Here is a 25,910-nt window from a genome sequence, read left to right as displayed (position 1 = left end):
ACGCTTTTTGAGCGTTTCAGTGCGTCAGCTTTGCATCGAGATTGCTAGAGCTCGTCCATCGAACGAGAGGACGAATTCATGCGTATCAGAACCATTGCAACAGCCGCCGCCATCCTGTCTTTCTCCACGCCTCTCCTGGCCGCCGACATGACGGTGACCTTCCGCGACAGCGGGCCCGGCGGCACGCTTCCTGCATCGCGGCTGGCGGCAAAGCTGCGGCGGGCAGCAACAAGAGCCCTGCTCTCTCCTGGACCAAAGGCCCAGTCGGAACCCGCTCCTACGCGCTTGCGATGACCGACCCCGACGTTCCGGCCGATCTTTCGTTGCTGAACAAGGAAGGGACAGAGATCGACACCGATATGCCGCGCATGGAATTCACGCATTGGATCCTTGCCGACATCCCTGCATCGCTCACGGAACTTGCCGAGGGCGCGGACAGCGACGGCATGCTGGCAGGTGGTCTTGCGCTCGAGACGACCAAGCACGGCCGGCGCGGGCAGAACGGTTTCGCCGCCTTCTTGAAGGATGGGCCGCATGGGGGCTATATGGGCGCGTGCCCGCCCTGGAGCGACCTGCGCATCCACCGCTACCGGGTAACGGTCTATGCGCTCGATAGCGACAGGTTCGCGCTTCCCGACGCCTTCACCCGCGCCGATTTCCTTGCTGCCGCGAAGGGACATGTCCTTGCCTCCGGCGCGGCTGAACTGACCTATACGATCAATGCAAAGGCCACGAAATGACCGATACCAAATGGGACGCCGCCGTCGCCGATAGCGGCTCGATCTACTGGAAGCGCAATCTGGTCATTTCGCTGCTCGGCTCCTTCACGACGATCGTCGCGATGACGTTGCTGCTCCCGTTTCTGCCGCTCTATGTCGAGGAACTCGGTGTCAGCGACCATGCGGCGATCGTCCAGTGGTCGGGCATCGCCTACGGGGCGACCTTCCTCGCCGCCGCCTTCGTGGCGCCGCTCTGGGGCAGGCTCGGCGATATCTACGGACGCAAGCTGATGTTGGTGCGCGCCAGCGCCGGCATGACGGTCGCGATCTCGCTGATGGGCATGGCCGACAATGTCTGGCAGCTGGTGGCGCTCCGCCTGTTCGTTGGGCTCGCCGGCGGCTATTCGTCCGGCTCGATGGTGCTGGTCGCCACCCAGACGCCGAAGGATCGGTCCGCCTGGGCGCTCGGCGTGCTCGCGTCGGGCATCATGGCCGGCAATCTGGTCGGCCCGCTGATTGGCGGCGCCCTGCCGCCGCTGATCGGCATCCGCAATACGTTCCTTGCGGCAGGCGCGATGATCTTCCTCGCGTTTCTGGCAACCACCTTCCTGATCAAGGAAGAGAAGTCGCCTACCCGCAAGCAGGCGGCGAAGGCGAGCGGCGGCTGGGCCTCGATCCCGGACAAGCGCCCCGTCATCGCGATGCTCGCAACCGGCATGCTGCTGATGCTCGCCAACATGTCGATCGAGCCGATCATCACCGTCTATGTCGCGCAGCTGGCGGAAGATCCCAGCAGGGTAACAATGATTGCAGGCGTCGTCATGTCGGCCGCAGCCCTCGGCAGCATCCTGTCGGCCTCACGCCTCGGCAAGCTTGCCGACCGGATCGGTCACTGGCCTGTCATAGCGGGCGCACTCGGCGTTGCCGGCGTGCTTTTGATCCCGCAGGCGTTCGTGACCAGCTCCTGGCAGCTGATCATCCTGCGTTTCCTGATGGGGATCGCGCTCGGCGGGCTCCTGCCCTGCATTTCCGCGGTCATCCGCCACAGCGTGCCCGATAGTGCTGCCGGCAGCATCCTCGGCCTGTCCGTCTCCTCGCAATATGTCGGCCAGGTCGCCGGCCCGGTGCTCGGCGGCTTCATCGGCGGCCATATCGGCATGCGGGCGGTGTTCCTCGGGACCTGCGTGCTGCTGATTGCGGGCGCCGCCTATGCCTGGCTGGTACGGCCGAAAGAGGCGTAGAGCCTACATCAGCAGATAATCCACCGGCGTCGGGAGCGGCGGCAGGTCCGTCTCTCCCAGCGCTTCGCGCAGATTGATCTCGATCGTGTCAGCAAGGGCGCCGATCGGCAGCGCATTCGGCTGGTTGCCAAAGGGGGCTTCCAGCTCGTCGCCCAGTGCATCGAGGCCGAAGAAGGTGTAGGCGACCAGCGCCGTCGCAAAGGGCATGAACCAGCCGAGAACGTCGTCGAAGCCGAATGGCAGGAGCAGGCAGAAGAGGTGCGCCGTGCGGTGGAGCAGCAGCGTGTAGCCGAACGGCACCGGCGTCCAGCGGATGCGCTCGCAGGAGGCCTGCGCCAGCGTCAGCTCCCCGAGCGTCTTGTCGAGGATCTGATAGGAGATGTCTGTGAGCATGCCCCTGGCGCGCAGATCGGCAAGCTCCCGCGCGATTTCCAGCGAGATCGCCTCCGGCGGCGTGCGGCTTGCGTGATAGCGGGCCTTCAGCTCCGGCGACAACAGATGCTCGACCTTCTCGCGGCCGCTGCCGGCGCGCAGGTGCGGTACCAGCGACTGGATGAAGGCGATGACGAGCGTGACGAGACGTCTGCGCGCTTCGGCCCCGGCCTCGCCACTTGCGGTTTCGAGCAGCAGCGTCTGCCGGGCGAAGTGGCGTGCGGAGAAGATCATCTGTCCCCATTGCTTGCGCGCCTCCCACCAGCGGTCATAGCAGGCGTTGTTGCGGAAACCGAGGAAGATGGAAATAGCGATGCCGAGAAGCGCGAACGGCGCGCCGCTGAAGACCGGCAGGGTGCCCGGCCAGACGCTGTGGACGAGCACGACCAACGAGGAGAGGAAGCCGGTCAACAGGATCTGCGGGAAGACCTGCTTGATGATCGAGCCGCGAAGAATGAAGAAGAGTTTGAGCAGGCTGGGACGGGGGCGCACGATCATGACGCGGGCTTCTCGGTCGTTCGAATAATGGGCTTCGGCTCTCCTCCTACAGCCGACCGAATGGCCGCGGCAAGCGCGACCACTCCACTCAGACAGATGCGACTGACTTAGCTGTCGCTTTCGCTGCGACCGAAGGCCCAGTCCATGTAGAGTTCGAACGCCTTGCGGGTGACCGGCCCCGGCTGGAAATCCCGACCGTCGAGACGGCTGACGCCGACGACCTTGGAATAGTTGCCCGATGTGAAGATCTCGTCGGCGCTCATGAAATCGTCGACCGACAGCGTCACTTCGCGGACCTCGAAGCCGGCCTTGCGCAGGAGGCCGATGACACGGGCTCGGGTGATGCCGGCAAGGAAGGTGCGGTTGGCGATCGGCGTCGAGATGATGCCGTCCTTGACCATGAAGACGTTGGAGGAGGCCGTCTCTGCGACATTGCCGCTCATGTCGCGCATCAGCGCGTTGTCGAAGCCGCGGCTCTTGGCTTCGGCGATGGCGCGGCCGCTGTTCGGATAAAGCGAACCGGTCTTCGCATCCGTCATCGCGGTTTCCGGCGACGGGCGGCGGTAGGGCGAAACGGTCAATGAATTTGGGGCGTTGTTGCCGAGCGGCGCTTCGAACAGGCACAGCGCGAACCGCGTGGATTCGCCGTCGACCGTGACGACGCTACCGGCCGAACCATGCTCGCCCCAATACATCGGCTTGATGTAGAGAGGCGTCTTGCCGTCGAACTTCTTGATGCCCTCCCAGGCCAGCGCCTCGATCTCCTCAGCGGTCTTGATCGGCTTCAGACCCATGTTGATCGCCGAGCGGTTGACGCGCTGGCAATGCAGGTCGAGATCCGGCGCGATGCCATCGAACCAGCGGGCGCCGTCGAACACTGTCGAGGCCAGCCACATGGCGTGCGAAGTCGGCCCGATCAGCGGTGGATTGCCGGTGAGCCACTCTCCCTCGACGTAGGTCCAGGTGGAGGAACGGGGCGATGTGTCGACGGCCATGGGCATTCTCCTTGAAAAGTCGAAAGAGCAAAATCCCCCTGCAGACAGCGGGTCAAGAAGAAATCCTTGCTGCAAAACCGGAAGCAAGAAAATGACGGACGCGTCGGTAGTGGAGTAATATTCGTTCGCACCTCATTGAACACCGTCGATGGGTGCATCACCGAAAATCATGGATGGTGCGATTGGAAGCGACGCAGGCGGCGTGTCATCATAAGGCGGAATCGCAATGACCGCTTCGGAGTACGATCGATGAAAGCCATGTTCTACGACGCCTTCGAGAAGGCTCCTGAAATCCGCACACTGGCCGATCCCACACCGACCGAGGACGGCGTGGTCATTGCCGTTGGCGCAACCGGCCTTTGCCGCAGCGACTGGCATGGGTGGATGGGCCACGATCCCGATATCAAGCTGCCGCATGTGCCGGGCCACGAGCTCGCCGGCAAGGTGGTCGCAACCGGCAAGGGCGTCGTGCGCTTCAAGGTCGGAGACCGGGTGACCGTGCCGTTCGTTTCCGGCTGCGGCCATTGCGGCGAGTGCCATTCCGGCAACCAGCAGGTCTGCCCCAACCAGTTCCAGCCGGGCTTCACGCATTGGGGCTCGTTCGCCGAATATGTCGCGATCGAGTACGCCGACACGAACCTCGTGCATCTGCCCGACAGCATTGACGACGCTACCGCGGCAAGCCTTGGCTGCCGCTTTGCGACCTCGTTTCGCGCCGTCGCCGACCAGGCGCGCACCGGCCCCGGAGAGTGGATCGCCGTGCACGGATGTGGCGGCGTCGGCCTCTCGGCGATCATGATCGCGACGGCGCTCGGCGCGAACGCTGTTGGCATCGATCTTTCCGACGAGAAGCTTGCCTTCGCGCGCGAATGCGGGGCGGCGGCGACGATCAATGCGAGCCGCGTGGCTGACGTGGCCGAGGCGGTGCGCGAGATCACCAAGGGCGGTGCGCATGTCTCGATCGACGCGCTCGGCCATCCCGTCACCTGCTTCAACTCGATCAAGAACCTGCGCCGGCGCGGGCGGCACGTGCAGATCGGCCTTATGCTCGGCGAACATGCAACGCCGCAGATCCCGATGGCGCAGGTGATCGGCCATGAACTGGAGATCTACGGCAGCCACGGCATGCAGGCCTGGCGCTATGATGCGATGCTATCGATGCTCGCGGCCGGCAAGATCGCACCGCAGAAGCTGATCGGCCGGCGCATCACACTCGAGGAGGCAATTCCCGGCCTGATGACCATGGATCGCGCCGAGGGCATCGGGATCAGCGTCATCACCCAGTTCTGATCCGGCCTGCAACCGATCTCAATCAAAAAGAGCGTTTCAGTTTGTAGTATTCTTTTGGTTGCAATTCATACTCTCTACGACCGGATGAACCGGCGTGGAGGGGCAAATGGCAACGCGTTTTATTCTTTCGATCGACGGCGGCGGCATTCGCGGCATTATTCCGGCCGCGATTCTGGTGGAACTGGCCAAGCGGCTGGACGGGCTGCCGCTCCACAGGGCGTTCGACCTGATCGCGGGTACGTCGACCGGCGGCATCATCGCGGCCGGCCTGACCTGCCCTCACCCGTCGAAGGCCGGCGAAGCAGCCTGCACGCCGTCCGATCTCCTTAAGCTCTACGCAAACGAGGGCGGCGAGATCTTTCGCAAACCGCCGCTCGGCGACATCATCAATCCATACGGGCTGAGCGGCCCGAGCTATGAAACCGTGGCGCTCGAGGCGAAGCTGAAGGAGCGGCTGGGAACCGCGACGCTGGACAAGGGCCTGTCGACAGTCCTCATCCCTGCCTACGACATTCGCAACCGGACGGCGCTCTTCATGTCGAACGCCGACAAGAAGAACAGCAATTTCCGCTACTGGGAGGCGGCAAGAGCAACTTCGGCGGCACCGACCTACTTTCCGCCGGCACTGATCGAGCGGATCGGCGCGAAGAAGGACGACCGCTTCGTGCCGCTGATCGATGGCGGCGTTTTCGCCAACGACCCGATCCTTGCGGCGTATGTCGAGGCCCGCAAAAAGCCTTGGCAAGATGATCGGCTGGTCTTCCTGTCGCTCGGAACGGGCCAGCAGAACCGACCGGTCGCCTATCAGGAGGCCAAAGGCTGGGGTGCCGTCGGCTGGATGCACCCGGCCCACGATACGCCGCTGATTTCCATCCTGATGCAGGGACAGGCAAGCACGGCTTCCTATCAGGCAAATTCGCTCCTCAACCCTGTCGGCACCGAGATCGACTACTCGACCGTCGTGACGGATGCCAACGTTCGGAGCCTCGATTACTTCCGCCTCGACCGCCAGCTGACGCAGAAGGAAAACGACGCTCTCGACGATGCCTCGCCTGACAATATCAAGGCGTTGATGGCAATCGCCACATCGCTTGCCAAGGACAATGCCAAGGCGTTGGACGAGGTTGCGCGGCGCATCCTGGAAGAGCAGGCCAGCGACCAGAAAAGCGATGCGGCTTGAAGCGGTGCCCGTGGCCTATACTCGATTTGCGGCCGCCAGATCGAGGGCCAGCGTCGCATCGTTGATGATGCCGAGGCGCGCCTCGATTACCGCGATTTTCTCGGGTGTGTCAGCATTCAGCGCCTCGATATCGATGAACAGCTGCTCGCAGCCCCCCGGCGTGACCGTCGCGAACATCTGGCCCGGCTCGTCGCTGATATTGCGCCAGCTGTGCGCGACATGCGGCGGCAGAACCACCACCGTTCCAGGAGGGGCGTCGAACTCATCGTTGCCGCATCGAACGCGGTAGAGCCCGCGGATAACGCGGAAAACTTCCGTTTCGCGCGTGTGCGTATGGGGCGCCGGCCCTTGGCCGGGCGGCGTGAAGGTTTCCCACATTCCGAATGCGCCGCCGGTCTCGGCGGCCGTGGCATGGATCACAATCCTGGCACCAAAGGGCGTCCGGGCGACGCGCTCGCGGCCCGGCAAAGAGACAACTGCCTTTCGGAAATCCGACATAGCCACTATCCCCCGTTGATCGCTTTGACGATAGCACACCGCCAAAATTGGTTGAAGCACGGCTCCCCCCGGAAGAGCGCGTCGGAAGGGGCGGTCCCGGCCGAAACCGAACAGCAACATGAAGCGCCGTCTTGATACCGGCGGGATCGCTACCCACATGGCGGCCGACGCTGCTAGCGCCACAGGCGATAAAACGGGCGGGTTGCCAAGGGCTCCGGAAAGGTCTAACGGGCTCGCCGCCAAGAAAAAGAAAAAGCGAGACATGATGTCCAACTCATTTGTGAAAGCGCCTGCCCAGGCGAGCGCGAAGGTATTCTTCGTCCTGGGCGACCGGATCGAGCGACGGGCTCGTCTGCAGGGAAGCTGGCTCAACATCTTCGACGTGACGGTGCCACCCGGCAGCCGGATGCCTCTGCATCGCCATGCAAGCCCCGAGGTCTTCCGGATCCTCGAAGGTCGGCTCACCGTTCGCCGGGCTACTGGAAACGGCATCGACGAGTTCGAGGCGACGGCGGGCGATATCGTTCGCATCGAAGCGAACCAGGCTCACGCCTATTCCAATCCCGGTACCGAGACCGCCACGTTCGCGGCGATCGTCGACAGCGACATGGCCGAATTCCTGGAAGCCACCGGCTCGCAGGAGCCGCCGAAGGCAACGCCGTCTTCGGAAACGATGGAACGCATGAAGGCTGCGCCCAACGCCCACGGCATCACGATCCTGGCGGCCTGACGGCAACGCCTTGGCTCTACTGCCAAGTATCTGAACAGCAAAGACGAGACCGGCGCCGATGATCGCGCCAGTCTCGGCCTGCCGATCGCATCTCCTCTTCACATTCTCGTTTCAAAACAAAGCTATCCCTTCCGGAAGCGCGTGCCTCGCAATACAAACTGAATGCGCGTAGGCGCAGCAAGCAATGTGTTAGCAAGGAGTGCATCCCATGGCATGGTCTGCCAGCCAGTATGTGAAGTTCGAAGACGAGCGCACCCGCCCGGCGCGGGATCTGCTTGCCCAGGTTCCGCTGGAGCGCATCAACAGGGCGATCGATCTTGGCTGTGGCCCGGGCAATTCGACCGAGCTCATCATAGACCGCTACGGGAGCGCCGGCGTCGTCGGGCTCGACAGCGACCTGAACATGCTGGAAGCGGCCCGCAGGCGGCTGCCCAACACGGCATTCGTGGAAGCGAACCTCGCGACATGGCAGCCGAGCGAACCTGTCGACCTGCTGTTTGCAAACGCCGTATTCCAGTGGCTGCCTGACCATATCGACCTGCTGGACAAGCTCATGGACGGGCTTGCACCGGGCGGCGCGCTTGCCGTGCAGATGCCCGACAACCTGAATGAGCCGACGCACCTGCTGATGGATGAAACCGGGCATGCCGGCCCCTGGAAGGCCGCATTCGCCGCCAGGAGCGTTCGCCGGAACCCTTTGCCTGACCCATCGACCTATTACAGCCGGCTGATCGCCAAATCGGCCAGGGTCGACATCTGGCATACGATCTACAATCACCCGATGGCCGATGCCGCCGCGATCGTCGAATGGGTGAAGGGGACCGGCCTCAGACCCTATCTCGACCATGCCGGCGAAGAGCACCGCGAGGCATTCCTGGCGGATTATCACGCCCGCGTCGAGAAGGCCTATCCGAAGATGTCCGACGGCCGCGTGCTGTTGCGTTTTCCGCGCCTCTTCATGGTCGCAGTAAAAGCCTGAGACGTCACGCGCCTGCACCGCCACTTGTGACGATGCAGGCGCGCTTTATATTGACCGCGGCCACAAGGAGCAGATCACCATGGACGTAGCCCCCACCCCGCCGGTCACCCTCGTCATCTTCGGCGCCACAGGCGACCTCACCCGACGCCTGCTGGTGCCGGCGATCATCAACCTGACGCAGAGCGGCATGGTCGGAGACGATCTGCATATTCTCGGCATCGGCATCGATGCCGGCGACGACGCGATGCTGGTCGATCATCTCGACAGCTTTCTCGCCGGCATGGACGATGGCGGCGCGCATCAGAAGAGCGATGGCTGGCAGCGTCTCAAGAAACGCATCGCCTATATCTCCGGCGACTTCACGAAGGACGATATATTCCTGCAGATCGCCGAGCGGCTGAAAGCATCGCAAAGCGGCAATGCTGCCTTTTACTTCGCGGTGCCGCCGCAATTCTTCGGCCCGCTCGTCGATAAGCTGGCTGAGCATGGGCTGACGAAGGAAAGCGACGGGTGTTTCCGGCGCATTGCCATCGAAAAGCCTTTCGGGACCGACCTCGCCTCGGCACGCGCGCTTAACGCCGAGATCCTCAGCCGCGTGGCGGAAAGCCAAGTCTACCGGCTGGATCACTTCCTCGGCAAGGAAACGGTGCAGAACATTCTGACGGCGCGCTTCGCCAACATGATGATCGAGTCGCTCTGGAACAACAACTACATCGACCACGTGCAGATCACCGCCGCCGAGACCGTCGATGTCGGCATGCGCGGCAAGTTCTACGATGCGACAGGCGCGCTCCGCGACATGGTACCGAACCACCTGTTCCAGCTGCTGGCGATGATCGCGATGGAAGCGCCGAACGACTTCGGCGCGGAGGCGATCCGCAGCGAGAAGAGCAAGGCGCTCAGCGCGCTGCGCATCTATACGCCCGAAGAGGCCGAGACGCATGCCGTGCGCGGCGCCTACACCGGGGGGACGCTGAACGGCAACCCCATCACCGCCTTCCGCGACAGCAAGGACGTGTCGCCCGACAGCGATACGGAAACCTTCGTCGCGTTGAAGCTCTATGTCGATACCTGGCGCTGGGCTGGCGTGCCCTTCTATCTCAGGACAGGCAAGGCGATGACGGCGCGTGACACCGAAATCGTCGTCACGTTCCGACAGGTGCCTTTCGCGCAGTTTCGCGAAACCGATATCAAGCGCAGCCTGCCGCCGAACCGCATGGTGATCCAGGTACAGCCCGATGAAGGCCTGAGCGTCGAACTCTCCATCAAGTCGCCGGGCCTCTCCGTCGATACGGTTCCGGTGTCGCTCGATTTCCGCTACGCCGACATGTTCGATATCGGCAAGATGACGGGCTATGAGTCCCTGCTCTACGATCTCTTCATCGGCGACCAGACGCTCTTCCAGCGAGCCGACGGGATCGAGGCTGGCTGGGCGGCCGTTCAGCCCTTCCTCGACGTGTGGGCATCAGGTGCGAAACGACCGGATCCGTATGCCCCCGGGAGCATGGGTCCCGCCTGCGCCGACGACCTCATCCAGCAGGACGGACGGCAGTGGCACGCGCTGGGCGTTTTGACGCACAACCATAAAAAACAAGCTGAATAAATGCACTTTTAAGTTAGTATATTTTCGGGGCCGATATAGAAAAGCACAGCTATTTCCGGCCCCGACCCAGCTTTATCCCGCAGGAATTACTGCGCCACTCCGGGATCCGATCCTCTGTCCATACAAAATAAGTAGGAGTTGACTGGGAGCATGCGCAAACGCAAGATTTTCGGGCTGACCGCGTTGCTTTTCCAGTGCGACAAAGAAGGCGGGGCTCGTCAAACCCCGGCGGGCCCTTCTTGGATTTCCAGTTGTTTACGGAAGAGGTGAGTCAAAAAATCGAATTATTAATGTTCGATTAACATATTTACTTGCGCTCTTCAGCCGCCTTGATAAATCTACCCTCTAAATCTGGGGTATTGAGATGACAGATATTCAATCTTCCAAGAATCGCTTGAACTCAGACCAGCGAATGGAGACCTGTAGGTCCGAATTCGAGCCTATGCTTTTCGAACTCATCAAGAATGGGGAGAAGAGAGGCTGGAAGGCTGCCGAAATTGCAATGGCCCTCGCCGATGCGGCCGACGATGTCATTTTGAAGCTCGCCCGGGAAACCAAGAGCAAGCATTGATCTCGCTTGTCGCCGGCAGTGAAGATTGCGGCTTCCGGCGCGCACTGACAACACGTAAAAGAGTAATCGAACTGGCGTGAAGTGATTCACGCACCAGGTTCGGGTCGTGCGACGACGAGGGTCGAAATTGCATTGGGTGGCCGCTCTTTTAGCCTGCGGATGCGTCAGTCTGGCGGAAGTTTCCGACTGGCCTGCGGCGCGGGATTACATCGCCGAGAAGAACTGCAGCATGAGTGCGGACCCCGCGCGTTGCCGCACTACGCGCGACACCTGGATAGACACCTACCGCAAGGCAACCCTCGGCAATTTTGAGAGCCAGCACACGGTTGCGATCTGCCTCAGCACAGGCTGCGACGGCGCCATCACGGAAAGCAGAATGTTCGGCTGCGCCTGGCAGCAGACGATCGCGGGTTCACGGCATCCGGAATATGCGGCTGCCGACAAGGATGACGTTGCGAAGTTCTGCGGACAGGAATGGATCGATAACGCCGATCGACAGACGGCGCGAGACCAGGCGAAAGTATTTCTGACGCTTCTCGGCATTTCGAAATAACCGGGCGCCGGAAGCAATGGGCAGCGCGACGCCGCCCATTGCGAATTCGCACTACAGGATCGGCCCGAAAACCGGAAACGATTTTCGGGCCGATCCTTTATATTCAATAAGATAGAGCGTCCTTTGTGCGTCCCTAAGGACGCACGGCGCTCTATCGTCAGACGAACTGGCTGAGGCCAGGCACCGAGGCAACGACCTCGTCGACAACTTCCTTGCCGGCGTGCTGTTCGGCAATGGCGATCGTTTCCTTGGCAAGCGTGGTGATCTCGCCCATGCCGAGGCCTTCGCTCATCAGCTGCTGGCCGAGCGCCATGACGCCGCCGGCTCCGCCGAACGCGCCCATGATGCTGCCAAGCAGGCCACCGCCACCGGTTTCGCCCTCGCCGTTATACTTGGCGACGAGATCCGACGCGCCGGGAATGGCCTCGATCATCTTGGCGACAGGGCCATCGGCGGCCTCACGCTGCAGAAAGCCGAGCATCATGCCAACGGCCTTTTCCGCTACTTCCGCAGGTATGCCTACGCGCGCGGCGATCTGGTCCACGATTTCATTCATCGTCAGCCTCCTATTTTTGACGTTAACGTCAACGTTAATCGAGTTCATGCGGCAACTCAAGCGGTCCGCCCGTCAGGCCGAGCTTATCCCACTTTTCCTTTTAATGCAGGCAGTTGTCCGCACGGAGCTGCCTGCTTATAACAGTCAGGCGATATTACAATGACCATGCGGAAACTGCGCTCCGCATTTTGACGCAAGCGGCATCGAATGCCGGAGGGAGACGTTCCGAAATGCTCGAGGAAGGCAAGATTTTCGTCGGTGTCAGCCGTAATCCGGACGACAGCATCAACAAGCCCGAATATCTCGACCTGAAATTCGGAAACCGCCACGGTCTCGTCACGGGCGCCACCGGCACCGGCAAGACGGTAACGCTGCAGGTGCTTGCCGAGGGTTACTCGAAGGCCGGCGTGCCCGTCTTCTGCTCGGACATCAAGGGCGACCTGTCGGGCATCGCCGCGAAGGGCGAGCCGAAGGACTTCCTCACCAAGCGCGCCGAGCAGATCGGCTTCGACGACTACGAGTTCGACCGCTTCCCGGTCATCTTCTGGGACCTTTTCGGAGAAAAGGGCCACCGCGTCCGCACCACCATTGCCGAGATGGGGCCGCTGTTGCTGGCTCGCCTCATGGATGCCTCCGAGCCACAGGAAGGCGTCATCAACATTGCCTTCAAGATCGCCGACCAGGGCGGACTGCCGCTGCTCGACCTCAAGGACTTCTCCTCGCTCCTGAACTACATGGCGGAGAACGCCACGGAGCTCTCCAGCCAGTTCGGCCTGATCTCGAAGGCATCCGTCGCCTCGATCCAGCGCGCGATGCTGGTGCTGGAACAACAGGGCGCCGAACACTTCTTTGGGGAGCCGGCGCTGAAGATTTCCGACATCATGCGCACAGACAACCGCGGCTACGGCCAGATCTCGGTGCTCGCAGCCGACAAGCTGATGATGAACCCGCGGCTCTACGCGACCTTCCTGCTCTGGCTGCTGTCAGAGCTTTTCGAGGAATTGCCCGAAGTGGGCGATCCCGACAAGCCGAAGCTCGTCTTCTTCTTCGACGAAGCGCATCTACTCTTCAACGATGCGCCGAAGGTGCTGCTCGAGCGCGTCGAGCAGGTCGTGCGCCTCATCCGCTCGAAGGGCGTCGGCGTCTATTTCGTGACGCAGAACCCGCTCGACGTGCCGGAAACCGTCCTCGCCCAGCTCGGCAACCGCGTGCAGCATGCGCTGCGCGCCTATACGCCGCGCGAGCAGAAGGCGGTGAAGACGGCCGCGGACACCTTCCGCCCGAACCCGGCCTTCGACTGCGCCACCGTCATTACCACGCTCGGCACCGGCGAGGCGCTGGTGTCGACACTGGAAGCGAAGGGCTCGCCCTCGATCGTCGAACGGACACTGGTCCGGCCGCCATCCGGTCGCGTCGGCCCGCTGACAGATCCCGAGCGCCAGGAGGTCATGGACAAGAGCCCGGTGCTCGGCGTCTACGATGAGGATCTCGATCGGGAATCCGCCTTCGAAATCCTGGCGGCGCGCGCCAAGAAGGCGTCGGACGCCGATGCCGCCAGGCAGGCGCAGCCGACACAGCCGACCGAAGGCAGCGCCTCGGGCCGCTGGACGCTGCCGGGCTTCGGCGACGACAATGACGAGCAGCAGGGCAAGACCCAGGGCCGCGCCCGCTCGCCCGGCTACCAGCGCGAGACGGTGGTGGAAGCGGCGATGAAGAGCGTTGCCCGGACGGTTGCGACGCAGGTCGGCCGGGCACTGGTGCGCGGCATCCTCGGCAGCCTGAAGCGCTAGGCGGAGGGCGCTACCGCCCTTCGAACCGCTGACGAAGTGCTCTTTTCCGCGGAGCCATCACTTTCTCCGTCATGCCGGCCTTGAGCCGGCATCCAGCGGCACCGCGTCTGCGGTGCGAAAGACCTTCTACGCGCAAGGACTTGCGCGCGCTGGACCCCGGCTCATGGCCGGGGTGACGTCGGTGGGGCATCCATCCCAATATGCCGCGTGGCTTTGCCGACCGGCTGAGAGCGTTAAAGCCCTCTTCCCAGATGCATTCCGCTCAGCGCTTACGCACGAACTCCGTGCGCAGGACGAGGCCCTTGATGGCCTCGTGGCGGCAGTCGATCTCTTCGGGATTGTCCGTCAGCCGGATCGACCTGATAACCGTACCCTGCTTCAGCGTCTGATTGGCGCCCTTGACCTTCAGGTCCTTGATGAGGGTGACGGAGTCGCCGTCCTTGAGGACGTTTCCGGACGCGTCCCGAACTTCGGCGCTCCCCTGCCCTGCGGCAGCCAGCTCGGAAGCCGGACGCCATTCCCCGGTCACTTCGTCATAGACATAGTCGTCATCACCGCCGGCCATGGCGTTTCTCCTCGAGATCAAGAATTCGCTGTGAGGGCCGCTTACAACAAGCACGCGGCCTTGCGCAAGCTGGGCTGTCAGGCGGCGTGCGAGACGCGCGCTGCGACCGCCTCGATTGCAATTTTGCCCGCCCGATGGTATTTCGGCTGTGCACTCAAAGAGAAAGGAGGGTCGCGTGCATAATTTCTATTTCCGGTTCTACCGGCAACGTGGCCCCGTCAACGCCCTGCAGATGCGTTTGCAGGGCTGACCAGAGACCGTTCTCCAGACTCTCTTCCTGGTCTGCCCCTCGTGGCAGCAGTTCGGGCATTTCGCTCGTCTGCATCTATTCATTCCCGAGCTCGAGCACACGCACGCGATGAAGGCTGTACGCCCTCGCCCGTGTGCTCGCTCGGCAAGACCAGAGCAAGATCATGACCCTTATCAATATCCGCAATCTCGGCGTCACTCTCAGCGCGCCGCTTTTTGCCAAGCTGGACCTCGTTATCAACGCCGGCGACCGGCTCGGGCTCGTCGCCGCCAACGGGCGCGGCAAGTCCACGCTGTTGCGCTGCATTTCCGGTGCGCTCGAGGCTACCCAGGGCGACATCACGCGTTCGCGCGGGCTGACGATCGGCTATGTCGAGCAGGACGTGCCGGCGAGGCTGCTTGACCTGCCGTTCCACGACGCTGTTCTGCAGGCGCTGCCGGCCGACCAGCAGGCAAACGAGAGCTGGCGCGTCGATATCGTGCTGGACTCGTTGGAGGTGCCGGAAGCCTTGCGCAGTCGCCCGGTCGGGCAGCTCAGCGGCGGCTGGCAGCGGCTGGCGATGCTGGCGCGTACCTGGGTTATGGAGCCCGATGCACTGCTGCTCGACGAGCCGACCAACCACCTCGATCTCGGCAAGATCGCCGCACTCGAGAGCTGGCTGAACGCCCTGCCGCGCGATGTGCCCGTCATCATCTCGAGCCACGATCGCGCCTTCCTCGATGCCGTCACCAATCGGACCCTGTTCCTGAGACCGGAGCAATCGCAGGTCTTCTCCCTGCCCTACAGCCGCGCCCGGGCGGCACTGGATGAGGCGGATGCGGCCGACAGGAGACGCTACGAGCGCGACATGAAGACCGCAGAGCAACTGCGCAAGCAGGCGGCGAAGCTCAACAATATCGGCATCAACTCCGGAAGCGACCTGCTCGTCGTCAAGACCAAGCAATTGAAGCAACGCGCCGACAAGCTGGAGGATGCGGCAAAGCCCGCCCATCTGGAGCGATCTGCGGGGGCGATCAGGCTCGCCAATCGTGGCACCCATGCCAAGGTGCTGGTGACGCTCGACGATGCCGAGGTGCGGACGCCTGACGGCACGCCGCTGTTTCGGACCGGCAAGCAGTTCATCTGCCAGGGAGACCGGATCGTCCTGCTTGGGGAGAACGGCGCTGGCAAATCGCGGCTGATTGCCATGCTTCGAAAGGCGATCGGTAACGTGGAAACTGCGCAGGACGGCATCAAGGCCACGCCCTCGCTGGTGCTCGGCTATAGCGACCAGGCGCTTGCCGATCTGAAGGATGCCGATACGCCGATGGAAACGATCATTCGTCGTTTCGATGTCGGCGATCAGCGGGCGCGCTCGTTGCTGGCGGGCGCCGGCATGACGATCGAGATGCAGGCTCGTCCCGTCGGGCGATTGTCCGGCGGCCAGAAGGCGCGGCTCGGCATGCTGGTCCTGCGGCTGGCGGAGCCGAACTTCTACCTGCTCGACGAACCGACCAACCATCTCGATATCGATGGGCAGGAAGCGCTCGAAGGCGAACTCATGGCGCATCAGGCAAGCTGCCTCGTCGTGTCGCACGACCGCAGCTTCGTGCGCGCGGTCGGCAACCGGTTCTGGCAGATCGAGCGCCGGCGGCTCACCGAAGTGGAAAGTCCGGAGCCATTCTTCGCCGCGGCCTATAGCGCCACCTAGAACGAGGTCGGAGCGGCGGAGAGCAGGGTGAGCTTTCCGCCGCTGATCGTAAAGAGGCTGAGGCGGCGTTCGACCTGGCCTGAGGGCGTCAGCCGGAACAGCCCGGTCACGCCACGGAAGCCGGTCTTGCTCGTCAGATTCTCCGCGTTCAGGCCCGCCGGACCCTTCGTGCGAATAATGCCGGATGCGATCGCCACGGCATCGTAGCCATAGGCGGCATCGGTGGAGAGCGTGCGCTTGTAATGCCGCTTGTAGCGCTCGGCGATCAGCGAGGCGCCTTCCGGCTCGACCATGGCAATCACGGTGCCGTTCGCGGTCGGCTCCGCGTAGGTCTGCGGTGGCCAGGCGCTGGTGCCGACGAAGGTCAGGTTCGGTGGCCCGCCCGCCTTGATCGCACCCTCGATCGTGGTGGCGATAGCCGTCCGACCTAGGATCAGGACGGTATCGGCGCCCTGCAGCATCGGACGGCTCTTCTGCACGGCATCGGACGCGGACGCATCGGTCAGATTATAGCGCGTCATGCCGAGGAAGGTGCCGCCGGATGCGCGAACCGTGTCTCCGAGCTTGAATTCGCCTGCCTGCGGGAAATCCGTCTGTGCGAAGGCGACCACCTTCTTGTGGCCGCTCGCCGCCGCCGCACGCAGACCCTCCACGGCGCTGTCCATCTCATCCGACACCAGATTGTAGACGTTGCCTGCCATCGCAGGTACCGGTACGCCGAGATTGACCAGAGGCGGCCTCTGATCGGCGGGCATGGCAGCGATCGACGCGGTCACCTGTGGTGGAAGATAGCTGATGAGCAGCGCCACGTTTCTGGCCTTCGCCGCCGAAACCGCAGTCGCCACATTTGCCGCGCTGGACGCATCGACGACCTTGACGAAGGCCTGGTTGCCGCCGAGATCGCCAACACTCAAGCCCGCCGCATCCCTGATATCACGCGATGGCCCTTCGAAGAGACCGCTGCCGCCCTTCTGCAGCAGCAATGTGATCTCGGCGCCGCTCTCGCCAAAGGATTCTTCGACATCGCTTGCCGGCGCCTTGATGTCGTTTGTCTTCACATTCTTGGCGACACCATCGACATCGGATTGGCAGCTCGCCAGAGCGCCGCAAAGGACGAAAAGCAGCGGCGCCATGAAGCGAGCCGTGAGCCGCAGGCTCCCGAAAGTGCTCAGAGGCTGAGCCTGCCGCGCCCGCTGTAAACCATGCGAGCTTCGCGCATGCCCAATCCGTTGCACCGTCACCGTTTCCCCCACCGTGTCCGCAGCCCCACAAAACCGCGATTTTCTTGATCCCATATCTACACAGGCCGCAAGGGAAAGCAAACCATTCACCCAAAGTTGGTTTATGCGAACGCTAAAATTTTCTGCGTTTTCTAGCAGATAATTTCGTTCAACTTTATCCAAGCTTCCACACCCGATATTTATGGCTGCTGCGTACATTTCTCTCAAACAGAGAGATTTTACGCTTATGAAAAAAAGAACAAAAATAGCGACTTCGGCATTTATTACATTAGCATCCGCATTTTTTCCTTTTGTCGCCAACTCTACTCCAGCAACATTTCTTCCGTCATCTACAATTTCCGGCGGAATTTACTTGTCTTATTCTTCTGTCAGCACGGTAGCGAACCTTTCGAAGTTTGCCGGTGTTGGCGCTATCGGCGACCTGCTGAGCCTTGCCGGGCGCGGACTTACGCAGACGTTTACGACGGCGTTCAGCGAGCCGGCGCCGGCCGGATGGACGCGTGAAAGCGCCATTGCGCCGAAGCCCGCAGCGCGCCCGTCGATCGCAGCGCCAAGCGACAGCGGCGTGTTCGGTTCGGTCGCAATTCCCTTCAAACGGCTGGCAGCGCTGAAGCGTCTTGCGCCATCTCTCGCCGAGATGACCGACGGCACCGCGATCAACTGCGGTGCCGGCAAATGCACCAATGCCGCAGTGGCGATCAAGGCAGCCTTCACGAAGACCTCGCAGGCCTCGATCCGCGACAAGATGAATACCGTCAACAATACGGTCAATCACGCGATCCGCTACAAGCGCGATATCGAGACCTACAAGGTTGCCGACTACTGGGCGACGCCGACGGAGACGATCGCGCGCCAGCAGGGCGATTGTGAAGACTTCGCGATCCTGAAGATGGCAGCCCTGCATGCCGAGGGTGTTGATCTCAAGGACATGGCGATCGTCGTTCTGTTCGACCAGAAGCGCCACTTCTACCACGCGGTTCTCTCGGTCTCGGTCGAAGGCAACCGCTTCATCCTCGACAACATGCGCGACGAGGTGCTGCCGGATACGCGGCTGCCCGACTACATGCCGCTCTATTCGATCGCCGGCGGCAAGGGCTTCATCCACGGCTCGCGCGTCGGTGGCGGGCAGATGGCCTCGGCCATGCCGATCGAGAAGGTCGCGCCCGGTGAAGGCGTCACTTTCTGACGCACCACGACTCTTCCGGATCCCTCTGCAGGGTCCTGACATGACATCAACGGTCTCTTTTCTCTCTGCTATGCAGATCAGGTACAGCCTGATATCAACGGCTTAGCGCATGAATGGGGACGAACCGATGCCATCCGCCGAACTGCTGATCAGCTTCTTCATCACCACCACGCTGTTCGCCTACATGCCGGGGCCGGCCATGCTTTACGCGGCGGCCCAGACCATGGCGCGCGGTCGACGGGCGGGGTTCATGGCGGCGCTCGGCATTCATCTCGGCTGTTATGTACACGTCGCGGCCGCAGCCGCCGGTCTCTCCATCCTGTTTCACGCTGTGCCTGTTCTCTACATGGCGGTGAAGCTGGTCGGTGCGGCCTATCTGGTATGGCTCGGCATCTCGCTGTTTCGCGGCAAGCAGGAGGGCGAGACCGCCCTGCCCGGCACGGAGCCTAAATCGGGACGGCGGGCGCTGTTCGAGAGCTTCATGATCGACGTGCTCAACCCGAAGACGGCAATCTTCTTCTTCGCGTTCCTGCCGCAGTTCATCGATGCATCGGCCAGCTTCCCGGTCTGGCTGCAGTTCGTCATCCTCGGCACAATCGTCAACGTGATCTTTTCATCCGCCGATATCGTCTGCGTGTTCCTGGCCGGCGCCGTGATCGGCAGGCTGCGGCGCTCGACATCGGCGCAGCGGCTGGTGCGGCGGTTGGGCGGCGCGACGCTCGTCGGCCTCGGCGCCCATCTGGCGCTGCAGAGAAGCTGATCAGTAGCGGGAAATATAGCCGATCAGCATCGACTTCTCGTGCGTCGGCGCCAGGGCGAGATTGATCTGGCCCTTCATCGTCTGCGTGCCGACGGTGATGGTGAAGCCCGTGTTCAGGGTCTTGCCCTTGTTTCGCTCAAGCGTGGCGATCGCTTCCTCGATATGCGTGTCGATGGAGAAGCGCAGGCCCTTGGTCAATTGCGCCGTATCCGTCATCGGCAGGCGCTGGCGCAGCATCGACAGGAAGGGATCGTTGAACAGCTGAACCTTCTTGTCGTGCGTCAACAGGATGGTCGGAGACGGCGATGCCTGGATGATCGCGTTGGTGTTTGCCATCGACGAGATGTCTTCGACGGTATCGAGACGACGCAGCGCCCATTTCAGGCTGAGAACACGCAGCAGCGACGCCAGATTGCCCGATTCCGGCATCTGTGAGGCGGTGTAGTGCACGAGATCGGCCGTGCTCATCTTGCCTGATGTCGACATGCGACCAAGACCATCCCAGTAAATCCGCTCAAGGCGAATACCGCGGCGCTCGCCGCCGCGACCCACCACCGCACGGAAACGCGGCTCGATCTCTTCGGCATCAATCGAGGGCAAAGGCTCCTCGATCGGCTCGAGATCGGACAACGCATCTGTGCGGGGCTTCACAATCAGCATTATCGCTCCGTCAGCGCTTCGCTGCGCGCCTTGTTGATCGGCTTCATGAGATAGCTGAGAACGGTCTTATTGCCCGTCATGATTTCGACGGAAGCGACCATGCCAGGAATAATGGGATAGGCCTTGCCGTTGCGCTGCAGTTCCGAACGGTCGGTCTTTACCTGCACGAGGTAATAGGTTTCGCCCTTTTCCTTCTCGACCAGACTGTCGGCCGAGATGTTCTCCACGACGCCCTCGAGGCCGCCGAAGATCGAGAAGTCATAGGCCGTGATCTTGACGACCGCCGGCTGGCCGCGACGAACGAAAGCGACGTCGCGTGGCGAAATCTTCGCTTCAACAAGCAACGTGTCGGCGGTTGGAACGATGCCGGCGATCACCCTGCCCGGATCGACGTAAGCGCCGATCGTATTGACTTCCAGCGTGTTGACGATGCCATCAACCGGCGAGCGGATATCGGTGCGCTTGACGCGGTCGGATGCGCCGCGAATGGTTTCATCGACGACGGAAAGCTCGGCCAGAGCCTGGGCCTTGTCCGTCAGTGCCTGCTGGCGCAGCTCCAGCGCCAGATCGCCGAGCTGCAACTTGGCTTCCTGGACAGCGGCCTGCAGCCGATCGAGGCTTTCCTGATAGACCTTGAGCTGGCCCTTCTGGTCGGTGAGGTCGCGCTCGGTCTTCAGGACCTCGGTCTCGGCAACCAGCTTCTTCTTGGCCAGCGGGCTGATCAGATCGTACTGGCGCTGCGCGCCGTCGATGTTCTGCTCCAGCCGGTCGATATTCGCATGCGCTTCGGAAAGCTCGTTCTCGCGCTGACGCACGCGTTCCTGCAGCACGCCGAGCTTGTTCTTGTAGCTGGCGCGGTCTGCGGCGAAAAGCTGGGTCTCGTTGCTACAGACGTCCTTGGCGACCGCGAGGATCTCCTGCGGGCAGACATAAGGTGCATCGTACTGACCGGCTTCCTCAAGCTTCAACCGCGCGACCTTGGCGCCGAGCGCCCTCGCCTTGGCAACTGATTCACCGAGCGTTGACGTCGTCGTCGTGTTGTCGAGCTGAACCAGCAGCTGCCCCTTGCGGACGACCTGTCCGAGAACGACGGCAATCTGCTGTACCACGCCCGGTTCGGACGACTGGATGATCTGGGTTTTGGAGACCGGGATGACCTTGCCTTCGCCGCGCGCGATCTCGTTGACATCGGCGATCGCCGCCCAGGCCAGAAAGCTTGCAAAGACCAGCGATACGAGGGCGAGGATGCCGCGGGCCAGCAGTGGCGGATTGTCGTGCTGGTTGCTCATGGCTGCACTCCCGCCGGCTTGCGCTGCATCGCTTCGATGACGGCCTGCTTCGGACCGTCAGCGATGATGCGGCCCTTGTCGATGACGATCAGGCGATCGACCAGTTCCAGCATGCTGTAGCGGTGGGTCGCAATCAGCAGAGTCGTATCGCGGTTAATTGCCTTCGACAGACGCAGGATCAGGTTTCGCTCGGTCGCGAGGTCCATGGCGCCGGAGGGTTCGTCCAGGAAGACGATTTTCGGTCTGGTGAGGAGAAGACGGGCAATCGTCAGCGCCTGCTTCTGGCCGCTCGAAAGGTTGGTTCCCCGCTCGCCGACCGGCATATCGAAGCCGCGCGGATGATTGCCGACGAATTCGTCGACGCCGGTCATGCGGGCGACCTCAAGCAGTTCCTCGTCGGTGGCGTCGGCGCGACCGATGAGGAGATTTTCCTTCACGGTGCCCGAGAAGAGGTCGGAGGACTGGCCGGCCACGGCAACGGCGGAGCGGACTTCTGCCATGTGATACTGGCGGATATCGACGCCATCGATCAGCACGCGACCGCCCGACGGGGCGAACAGACCATCCAGTAGCCGTCCGAGCGTTGTCTTGCCGGAACCGATACGGCCAATGATGCCGATCCGCTCACCAGGCCGGACCGAGAAGGACAGCTTGTTGATGACGGGATAGTCAGAGCCCGGATACTGGAACGACACATCCTGGAAGCTGAAGGCGCCCCGAGAGATCTCGCGATTGACGAAGCCGACCGTCGACGGACGATCGTCCGGCTGTTCCATGATCTTGTCGAGAATGCGCAGCGACATGGTCGCCTGGCGGAAACGAGCCAGAGTCATGGCGATCTGGCCGAGCGGCGCTCCCGCACGGCTCGCCAGCATCACGGTCGCGACGATCGCGCCCATGGCGATATGGCCCTCGGAGAACTCATAGGTGCCGGCGATCACGATCAGCACGCTCACCATCTGCTGCACGAACATCGTCATGTTGATGGCATTGGTGGAGATATGCTTGATCTCTTCGCTGGTGCGGCTGGAATACTTGGTCAGTTCCTGCCAGCGGCGCAGCATGGTCGCCTCCGCGCGCAGGCTTTTCAGCGTCTCGATCGTCGAGATCGTCTCGACCAGCAGCGACTGGCGGCGGGAGGCTTCGTTGGCGGCCGTTGCCATGCGCTTGCCGATCGCCGCCTGAGCCCAAAGCCCGATCGCAACCGAGAGGACGAAAGCGACCGCCGGGATAGCGACGAGCCAGCCTGAGATCAGGTAGATGACGGCCAGGAAGATGAAGACGAAGAGACTGTCGATCAGCACGCCGATCGTGTTCGACGTGAAGAACTCGCGCACGAATTCATACTGCGTGATGCGATTGGCGTATTCGCCCGTCGACATCGGCCGCGATGCCAGCGTCGAATTCAGCACCTTGTCGAACAGCAGCTGCGAGAGACGCAGATCCGCCTTGCGGCCGGCATAGTCGATCAGCGACGACCGGGCCGTCTTCAAAAGGAAATCAAAGATGTAGGCAAGCGAAATACCGGCGGCGAGAACCCACAGGGTGGAGATCGCCTTGTTCGGCAGAACGCGATCGTAGACGTTCATCGTGAAGAGCGGCGAGCCGAGCGCGATGAGGTTGATGAACAGCGCCGCGACCATGACGCGAACGTAGGTGCGCCAGTAAGGCGTCAGCGTCGTCGCCAGCCAGTGGCGCTTCTCGATCTCGACGGCGTTGCCGACCAGCGCCTCTTCGGAGGCATTCTGATAGTACAGCGTGAAGGCGAATGCGAGCTGCGGCCGAAGCGCCGCGAACTCCTCGCGGCTGATCCTGATCGCGGCTCCCGCGACCGGAACGATATCCGTCACATAGGAGCCGTCTTCGGCGACCTCGAGAAGCGGCAGGACGCCGCCATCGGCGAAGGCGACGATTGCCGGGCAATCGAAATTGCCCAGGCGACATTCGCGGTCCCCATGCTTGATGACCTGCAGGCCGATGCGCTCCGCAATGCGCTCCACATCGTCGCCATCCAGCGATTCGGTCACCTCATCCGGAAGACCGGAGAAGAGGACCGTATCGGAGCTTGGTCGGCCATAGAACGCAGCCACAGATTTGAAAGCGGCTTTAAAGGTCTGGAGCGGTGTGCCGCTGGTCGTTTCAGGTGCTACGTTCAGCATGGTTCCATGGCCGTTTCGACTACTGCTGTCGAATTGGCGCTAGGAGATCCAGGGGCATGCCAGCCTTCTGATGAGAGTCGACTTCGGCATATCCGGGATTCGCCACGCCCGCGGGGACAACAAACTCTTCCCGCGCATAAGCCTTGCTCTGATCGACCGGCTTCAGCTTCATCGTCTGAAGCAGATTGCCGGAAGCGGCGAGGATCTTGTACTCGGCAAACAGCGAGGCAACGCGCGCCGTGTCTGCGAGGACCTTGGTATTGAACTTGGTGTTCTGTGCGTCCAGCACGTCGAGCAGCGAGCGCTGACCGACCTTGAACTGCTCACGGTAGGAACCGACGAGCTGGTCGTTGATCGACGCTTGCTTGCCGAGGATGCCGGAAAGGTCGCTGCGGCTTGCACGCTCGTTCCAGGCGGAGCGAACCGATTCCTGAACTTCGCGCTGAACCTGCGCCAGCGCGTAACGCTGTTCGCCGGCACGACGGATCTGTTCCTGCTCGCGGGCAACGTCGATGCCGCCGCGATAGAGGTTCCAGCGGGCAACGACGCGGACCTGATAGTCGTTGGTGTTGCCTGAATCGCCGTCGATGTCGTCGCCGACGCGGGCGGTACCTTCGAGGTTTACCTTCGGCATGTAGTTGGCGCGCGCGCCGCGGACGCCTGCATCCGCCGCATCGACGTCAGCATTGGCCGAATAGATACGCGGGCTGTTCTTGTTGGCAACGAAGAGCGCATCGTCGAGCGTCTTCGGCACATACTTCGCCACCGAAGGCGGAGACTGCGGATTGGTGATCGGCTCGCCGACGGCCTTGAGGAAGCGGATTTTCGTCGCTTCGAGTTCTTCGAGAGCCTCACGCATACGGGCCTTGGCGGCCTGCAGACGTTCGCTGCCCTGCAGACGATCCGCATCGGTCAGGGCACCGCCCTTGATGCTCTCGTTGATGTCGCCGACCATCGCGGTGTGGAAGGAAACGTTTTCCTTCGCGGCAGCCACGATCTGGTTCTGCAGCATGTATTCGAGATAATCCTGGGTTACTTCGAGCGCGAGCGCTTCGGAGCGTTCGAGGACCCGAAAGGAGGCCCCATCGACGCGCGATGCCTGCTGATCGACCTGCGCCTTGCGGCTGCCGCCGTCGAACAACGTCTGAGTAACCGTCACGCCGACATCGCCGGGCGACAAGTAATCATGGTCGGAGCGCAAAGCGCCCGAGCTGGCGTTGGAAAGTCTACGACGACCGATGCCTGCCTCTAGATCAACAGACGGCAAATAAAGACCACGCGCCTGGCGCAACTCAAATTCAACCGCCTCGCGATCTTTTGCAGCCTGCAAGATCTGCGGGTTGGTCTTCATGGTCTTTTCGATTGCCTGCTGCAACGACATCGCATTGGCATCGACGTAGAACGCAAAATTCAAAGCAACAGTGGCAGACAAAGCTGCAAATATTCTTTTGCCCTTAAACAAGACGGATGCCCCTCAACATCAAAATTCGACCGGTGTACCCGTATACCGAAGAATTAAATTCGGCAAAGAAGTAACACCATTTTTTCCACATTCCAATTGCGGCACAGGTCCTTCCTCCGGAGACAGTTAATTCCTCACCGTAAAGTCCCTAAAGCGAGAATTTTACAGGATTTTTTAATCCTGGGTTTTCCCGGCTGTGGTTATCTGGCCTTACTTCCAACGGGTTTAAAACCGCGATGAATTTTGGCCAGCGTTACTCTTCCGCCACAATTACTTCTGCTCTTCGGATCGCCGCACTTGGCAGTGCCTGCTGCGCAGCGATTTCCGTCGGGGTTTTACTTATCTTAAACCTTGCTGCGCCGGATCGACCATTTTTGGTAGGATTTGCAGGCGCGGCGCTAATTTCAGTTTTTGTTGCATTTCCGCTTCTAATTAAGCTGCAACTAAAAGGCGCGGAAACTCGCATCATTCAGGAAAAGCTGAATTTTGCCACGCGACACGATGCCGTGACCAAAACTTTGAACGGTACGGCCTTCGCCGCGGCCGTCGAACACTACATCGATAGGCGCCGGCGAATCGCCACGGATGCCGGTGGCGTGATGATCGCGGTCGTCATTGATTCGCTCGATGCAATCAGCCGCCGCTACGGTCCGCAGTGGGCCGACACGGTGATGCAGTCGCTCGCCGCCATCATACAGTCCTCGGTTCGCAGCGGCGATCTGGTGGCTCGCATTGCCTCGAACGAGCTCGGCGTCTTCCTGCCCGGCGCCAGCGTCGAGAACGCCCAGGACGTCGGCACACGTATCCGCAGACGTGTTTCGGACGCCGCCTTCACCGCCGGTGAAGCGCATCTGACGATCGACATTCGCCTCGGCGGCGCGATCTTCGAAGGACCGACCGACTTCAACCACATCCGTCAGCTCGCCGACGACATGGCCATGCAGCGCGGCGGCGCCGACAGCGACGAAGCTTTGCCGATCTCGAGGCTCCCGGCCGCCTAGCAGCCGATCCGG

The 25,910-nt window shown here is 61.9% G+C and carries 26 protein-coding genes; 15 read left to right on the top strand and 11 right to left on the bottom strand.

All coding sequences use genetic code 11. From position 1 onward, the window contains the following. The first annotated feature begins 78 nt into the window (after positions 1-78). Genes FZ934_RS28520 through FZ934_RS02630 form a run of 3 tightly spaced genes read left to right on the top strand, consistent with a single transcriptional unit; the run spans position 79 to position 1,960 of the window. Positions 79-294 carry a hypothetical protein gene (locus FZ934_RS28520; RefSeq protein ID WP_348649091.1) on the top strand — a complete coding sequence of 72 codons (216 nt, stop codon included), beginning with the start codon at positions 79-81 and terminating at the stop codon, positions 292-294. After that, entirely contained in the window at positions 195-740 is a 546-nt protein-coding gene (locus tag FZ934_RS02635; protein WP_348649086.1) for a YbhB/YbcL family Raf kinase inhibitor-like protein, read from the top strand. The genes FZ934_RS28520 and FZ934_RS02635 overlap by 100 nt, the downstream gene beginning before the upstream one ends. After that, positions 737-1,960 (top strand): multidrug efflux MFS transporter, encoded by a 1,224-nt coding sequence (locus FZ934_RS02630; RefSeq protein WP_153269798.1) that lies wholly within the window; start codon positions 737-739, stop codon positions 1,958-1,960. The genes FZ934_RS02635 and FZ934_RS02630 overlap by 4 nt, the downstream gene beginning before the upstream one ends. 3 nt (positions 1,961-1,963) lie before the next feature. Here the strand turns inward: FZ934_RS02630 and FZ934_RS02625 are convergent, their stop codons facing one another. Together FZ934_RS02625 and FZ934_RS02620 are read right to left on the bottom strand one after the other, a co-directional pair. Then, positions 1,964-2,890 (bottom strand): bestrophin family protein, encoded by a 927-nt coding sequence (locus tag FZ934_RS02625; RefSeq protein WP_153269797.1) that lies wholly within the window; start codon positions 2,888-2,890, stop codon positions 1,964-1,966. Between the two features lie 107 nt (positions 2,891-2,997). Beyond that, positions 2,998-3,885 (bottom strand): branched-chain amino acid aminotransferase, encoded by an 888-nt coding sequence (locus tag FZ934_RS02620; RefSeq protein WP_153269796.1) that lies wholly within the window; start codon positions 3,883-3,885, stop codon positions 2,998-3,000. A 249-nt stretch (positions 3,886-4,134) separates the two neighbouring features. On the opposite strand from FZ934_RS02620, the gene FZ934_RS02615 reads away from it, so the two are divergent. Together FZ934_RS02615 and FZ934_RS02610 are read left to right on the top strand one after the other, a co-directional pair. Then, complete coding sequence (locus tag FZ934_RS02615; protein WP_153269795.1) at positions 4,135-5,175, top strand: zinc-dependent alcohol dehydrogenase family protein; 1,041 nt, start codon at positions 4,135-4,137, stop codon at positions 5,173-5,175. A 106-nt stretch (positions 5,176-5,281) separates the two neighbouring features. Beyond that, positions 5,282-6,355 carry a patatin-like phospholipase family protein gene (locus FZ934_RS02610; protein ID WP_153269794.1) on the top strand — a complete coding sequence of 358 codons (1,074 nt, stop codon included), beginning with the start codon at positions 5,282-5,284 and terminating at the stop codon, positions 6,353-6,355. Between the two features lie 15 nt (positions 6,356-6,370). On the opposite strand, the gene FZ934_RS02605 is transcribed toward FZ934_RS02610, so the two are convergent. After that, positions 6,371-6,853, bottom strand: a complete 483-nt coding sequence (locus tag FZ934_RS02605) for a cupin domain-containing protein (RefSeq protein WP_194273748.1) — start codon at positions 6,851-6,853, stop codon at positions 6,371-6,373. Positions 6,854-7,115: 262 nt separating this feature from the next. Here FZ934_RS02605 and FZ934_RS02600 point away from each other — a divergent pair, with 262 nt between their 5' ends. From FZ934_RS02600 to FZ934_RS02580, 5 genes are all read left to right on the top strand, one after another. Beyond that, complete coding sequence (locus FZ934_RS02600) at positions 7,116-7,583, top strand: cupin domain-containing protein (RefSeq protein WP_153269793.1); 468 nt, start codon at positions 7,116-7,118, stop codon at positions 7,581-7,583. A 208-nt stretch (positions 7,584-7,791) separates the two neighbouring features. After that, complete coding sequence (gene tam, locus FZ934_RS02595; protein ID WP_153269792.1) at positions 7,792-8,562, top strand: trans-aconitate 2-methyltransferase; 771 nt, start codon at positions 7,792-7,794, stop codon at positions 8,560-8,562. Between the two features lie 79 nt (positions 8,563-8,641). Continuing rightward, complete coding sequence (gene zwf / locus FZ934_RS02590) at positions 8,642-10,165, top strand: glucose-6-phosphate dehydrogenase (protein WP_153269791.1); 1,524 nt, start codon at positions 8,642-8,644, stop codon at positions 10,163-10,165. Between the two features lie 442 nt (positions 10,166-10,607). Then, complete coding sequence (locus FZ934_RS28390; RefSeq protein ID WP_281409917.1) at positions 10,608-10,736, top strand: hypothetical protein; 129 nt, start codon at positions 10,608-10,610, stop codon at positions 10,734-10,736. 229 nt (positions 10,737-10,965) lie between these two features. After that, positions 10,966-11,289 carry a hypothetical protein gene (locus FZ934_RS02580; protein ID WP_153269789.1) on the top strand — a complete coding sequence of 108 codons (324 nt, stop codon included), beginning with the start codon at positions 10,966-10,968 and terminating at the stop codon, positions 11,287-11,289. A gap of 157 nt (positions 11,290-11,446) precedes the next feature. Here the strand turns inward: FZ934_RS02580 and FZ934_RS02575 are convergent, their stop codons facing one another. Then, the gene (locus tag FZ934_RS02575) at positions 11,447-11,845 is read right to left on the bottom strand and encodes a hypothetical protein (protein ID WP_153269788.1); all 399 of its coding nucleotides are present in this window, start codon (positions 11,843-11,845) and stop codon (positions 11,447-11,449) included. Between the two features lie 230 nt (positions 11,846-12,075). Here FZ934_RS02575 and FZ934_RS02570 point away from each other — a divergent pair, with 230 nt between their 5' ends. Next, a complete protein-coding gene (locus FZ934_RS02570; RefSeq protein WP_153269787.1) occupies positions 12,076-13,635 on the top strand; it encodes a helicase HerA-like C-terminal domain-containing protein in 1,560 nt (519 codons plus the stop codon). 262 nt (positions 13,636-13,897) lie between these two features. Here FZ934_RS02570 and FZ934_RS02565 read toward each other — a convergent pair whose 3' ends face one another. Then, positions 13,898-14,200 carry an alkylphosphonate utilization protein gene (locus tag FZ934_RS02565; protein WP_153269786.1) on the bottom strand — a complete coding sequence of 101 codons (303 nt, stop codon included), beginning with the start codon at positions 14,198-14,200 and terminating at the stop codon, positions 13,898-13,900. A gap of 154 nt (positions 14,201-14,354) precedes the next feature. After that, complete coding sequence (locus FZ934_RS02560; protein ID WP_153269785.1) at positions 14,355-14,525, bottom strand: hypothetical protein; 171 nt, start codon at positions 14,523-14,525, stop codon at positions 14,355-14,357. 88 nt (positions 14,526-14,613) lie between these two features. On the opposite strand from FZ934_RS02560, the gene FZ934_RS02555 reads away from it, so the two are divergent. Beyond that, a complete protein-coding gene (locus FZ934_RS02555; protein ID WP_153269784.1) occupies positions 14,614-16,140 on the top strand; it encodes an ABC-F family ATP-binding cassette domain-containing protein in 1,527 nt (508 codons plus the stop codon). On the opposite strand, the gene FZ934_RS02550 is transcribed toward FZ934_RS02555, so the two are convergent. Continuing rightward, positions 16,137-17,273 (bottom strand): ABC transporter substrate-binding protein, encoded by a 1,137-nt coding sequence (locus tag FZ934_RS02550; protein ID WP_246737828.1) that lies wholly within the window; start codon positions 17,271-17,273, stop codon positions 16,137-16,139. The genes FZ934_RS02555 and FZ934_RS02550 overlap by 4 nt on opposite strands. Positions 17,274-17,733: 460 nt before the next feature. Between FZ934_RS02550 and FZ934_RS02545 the strand changes: the two genes are divergently transcribed. Both FZ934_RS02545 and FZ934_RS02540 read left to right on the top strand, forming a co-directional pair. Beyond that, on the top strand, positions 17,734-18,567 hold the full coding sequence (locus tag FZ934_RS02545; protein ID WP_246737827.1) for a transglutaminase-like cysteine peptidase: 834 nt from the start codon (positions 17,734-17,736) through the stop codon (positions 18,565-18,567). Between the two features lie 127 nt (positions 18,568-18,694). Continuing rightward, positions 18,695-19,327 carry a LysE family translocator gene (locus tag FZ934_RS02540; RefSeq protein ID WP_153269781.1) on the top strand — a complete coding sequence of 211 codons (633 nt, stop codon included), beginning with the start codon at positions 18,695-18,697 and terminating at the stop codon, positions 19,325-19,327. Here FZ934_RS02540 and FZ934_RS02535 read toward each other — a convergent pair whose 3' ends face one another. From FZ934_RS02535 to FZ934_RS02520, 4 genes are read right to left on the bottom strand one after another with little or no spacing between them, the layout of a single operon-like run. Then, a complete protein-coding gene (locus FZ934_RS02535) occupies positions 19,328-19,987 on the bottom strand; it encodes a ribbon-helix-helix domain-containing protein (RefSeq protein WP_113363251.1) in 660 nt (219 codons plus the stop codon). Continuing rightward, positions 19,987-21,276, bottom strand: a complete 1,290-nt coding sequence (locus FZ934_RS02530) for an HlyD family type I secretion periplasmic adaptor subunit (protein WP_153269780.1) — start codon at positions 21,274-21,276, stop codon at positions 19,987-19,989. The genes FZ934_RS02535 and FZ934_RS02530 overlap by 1 nt, the downstream gene beginning before the upstream one ends. Then, positions 21,273-23,435, bottom strand: coding sequence for a type I secretion system permease/ATPase (locus tag FZ934_RS02525; protein WP_153269779.1), 2,163 nt, complete (start codon positions 23,433-23,435; stop codon positions 21,273-21,275). The genes FZ934_RS02530 and FZ934_RS02525 overlap by 4 nt, the downstream gene beginning before the upstream one ends. Before the next feature lie 19 nt (positions 23,436-23,454). Continuing rightward, positions 23,455-24,816: a TolC family outer membrane protein gene (locus FZ934_RS02520; RefSeq protein ID WP_153272340.1), complete on the bottom strand. Its 1,362-nt coding sequence runs from the start codon at positions 24,814-24,816 to the stop codon at positions 23,455-23,457. A 317-nt stretch (positions 24,817-25,133) separates the two neighbouring features. On the opposite strand from FZ934_RS02520, the gene FZ934_RS02515 reads away from it, so the two are divergent. Next, positions 25,134-25,898: a GGDEF domain-containing protein gene (locus FZ934_RS02515; RefSeq protein WP_153269778.1), complete on the top strand. Its 765-nt coding sequence runs from the start codon at positions 25,134-25,136 to the stop codon at positions 25,896-25,898. Positions 25,899-25,910: the final 12 nt, after the last annotated feature.

It is taken from the genome of Rhizobium grahamii (genome assembly GCF_009498215.1).
GTDB classification, from domain to species: Bacteria; Pseudomonadota; Alphaproteobacteria; order Rhizobiales; family Rhizobiaceae; genus Rhizobium; species Rhizobium grahamii_A.
The sequence above is the reverse complement of the archived record's forward strand: the minus strand, read 5'-3'. Positions and strand labels throughout refer to the sequence as shown.

Bases quoted from the DNA above. Each gene is read 5' to 3' on its own strand.
- FZ934_RS02565 (WP_153269786.1), bottom strand. From the start codon at position 14,200: ATGGCCGGCGGTGATGACGACTATGTCTATGACGAAGTGACCGGGGAA.
- tam (WP_153269792.1), top strand. From the start codon at position 7,792: ATGGCATGGTCTGCCAGCCAGTATGTGAAGTTCGAAGACGAGCGCACC.
- FZ934_RS02550 (WP_246737828.1), bottom strand. From the start codon at position 17,273: ATGGCGCCGCTGCTTTTCGTCCTTTGCGGCGCTCTGGCGAGCTGCCAA.
- FZ934_RS28520 (WP_348649091.1), top strand. From the start codon at position 79: ATGCGTATCAGAACCATTGCAACAGCCGCCGCCATCCTGTCTTTCTCC.
- FZ934_RS28390 (WP_281409917.1), top strand. From the start codon at position 10,608: ATGCTTTTCGAACTCATCAAGAATGGGGAGAAGAGAGGCTGGAAGGCT.
- FZ934_RS02555 (WP_153269784.1), top strand. From the start codon at position 14,614: ATGACCCTTATCAATATCCGCAATCTCGGCGTCACTCTCAGCGCGCCG.
- FZ934_RS02540 (WP_153269781.1), top strand. From the start codon at position 18,695: ATGCCATCCGCCGAACTGCTGATCAGCTTCTTCATCACCACCACGCTG.
- FZ934_RS02560 (WP_153269785.1), bottom strand. From the start codon at position 14,525: ATGCAGACGAGCGAAATGCCCGAACTGCTGCCACGAGGGGCAGACCAG.
- FZ934_RS02620 (WP_153269796.1), bottom strand. From the start codon at position 3,885: ATGGCCGTCGACACATCGCCCCGTTCCTCCACCTGGACCTACGTCGAG.
- FZ934_RS02515 (WP_153269778.1), top strand. From the start codon at position 25,134: ATGAATTTTGGCCAGCGTTACTCTTCCGCCACAATTACTTCTGCTCTT.
- FZ934_RS02610 (WP_153269794.1), top strand. From the start codon at position 5,282: ATGGCAACGCGTTTTATTCTTTCGATCGACGGCGGCGGCATTCGCGGC.
- FZ934_RS02580 (WP_153269789.1), top strand. From the start codon at position 10,966: ATGAGTGCGGACCCCGCGCGTTGCCGCACTACGCGCGACACCTGGATA.
- FZ934_RS02570 (WP_153269787.1), top strand. From the start codon at position 12,076: ATGCTCGAGGAAGGCAAGATTTTCGTCGGTGTCAGCCGTAATCCGGAC.
- FZ934_RS02575 (WP_153269788.1), bottom strand. From the start codon at position 11,845: ATGAATGAAATCGTGGACCAGATCGCCGCGCGCGTAGGCATACCTGCG.
- FZ934_RS02615 (WP_153269795.1), top strand. From the start codon at position 4,135: ATGAAAGCCATGTTCTACGACGCCTTCGAGAAGGCTCCTGAAATCCGC.
- FZ934_RS02525 (WP_153269779.1), bottom strand. From the start codon at position 23,435: ATGCTGAACGTAGCACCTGAAACGACCAGCGGCACACCGCTCCAGACC.
- FZ934_RS02625 (WP_153269797.1), bottom strand. From the start codon at position 2,890: ATGATCGTGCGCCCCCGTCCCAGCCTGCTCAAACTCTTCTTCATTCTT.
- zwf (WP_153269791.1), top strand. From the start codon at position 8,642: ATGGACGTAGCCCCCACCCCGCCGGTCACCCTCGTCATCTTCGGCGCC.
- FZ934_RS02630 (WP_153269798.1), top strand. From the start codon at position 737: ATGACCGATACCAAATGGGACGCCGCCGTCGCCGATAGCGGCTCGATC.
- FZ934_RS02520 (WP_153272340.1), bottom strand. From the start codon at position 24,816: ATGTCGTTGCAGCAGGCAATCGAAAAGACCATGAAGACCAACCCGCAG.
- FZ934_RS02535 (WP_113363251.1), bottom strand. From the start codon at position 19,987: ATGCTGATTGTGAAGCCCCGCACAGATGCGTTGTCCGATCTCGAGCCG.
- FZ934_RS02600 (WP_153269793.1), top strand. From the start codon at position 7,116: ATGATGTCCAACTCATTTGTGAAAGCGCCTGCCCAGGCGAGCGCGAAG.
- FZ934_RS02605 (WP_194273748.1), bottom strand. From the start codon at position 6,853: ATGTCGGATTTCCGAAAGGCAGTTGTCTCTTTGCCGGGCCGCGAGCGC.
- FZ934_RS02530 (WP_153269780.1), bottom strand. From the start codon at position 21,276: ATGAGCAACCAGCACGACAATCCGCCACTGCTGGCCCGCGGCATCCTC.